The sequence below is a fragment of the Pseudomonas sp. TSO6 genome (assembly GCF_056098905.1).
The window spans coordinates 1-352 of record NZ_JBLZWV010000098.1 but is presented as its reverse complement, the minus strand read 5'-3'; the positions used below and the strand labels follow the sequence as shown (position 1 = coordinate 352).

The following is a 352-nucleotide window of genomic DNA, read 5'->3' as shown; positions in this document are numbered from 1 at the left end:
TACGGCGAAAGTGGTGGAGCCAAGCGGGATCGAACCGCTGACCTCCTGCGTGCAAGGCAGGCGCTCTCCCAGCTGAGCTATGGCCCCGTATTCTACGGCTAAACCATGTAATGGTAGGTCTGGGCAGATTTGAACTGCCGACCTCACCCTTATCAGGGGTGCGCTCTAACCAACTGAGCTACAGACCTATAACAGGGTCGCGTTGAAGCATCGTCTTTATACAAGTGAATCAAGCAATTCGTGTGGGAGCTCATCAGCAGGCTGATGTCGTCGATTAAGGAGGTGATCCAGCCGCAGGTTCCCCTACGGCTACCTTGTTACGACTTCACCCCAGTCATGAATCACACCGTGG

2 tRNA genes and 1 rRNA gene are annotated in these 352 nt (G+C 54.5%); all 3 read right to left on the bottom strand.

Annotated features, from left to right (window positions below):
• Nucleotides 1-11 precede the first annotated feature (11 nt).
• Nucleotides 12-87, bottom strand: a tRNA-Ala gene (locus ACN6NG_RS29960).
• Nucleotides 88-111: 24 nt separating this feature from the next.
• Nucleotides 112-188 (bottom strand) — tRNA-Ile (locus ACN6NG_RS29955).
• 87 nt (nt 189-275) lie between these two features.
• Nucleotides 276-352: ribosomal RNA gene (locus ACN6NG_RS29950) — 16S ribosomal RNA — on the bottom strand; the annotation flags it as partial.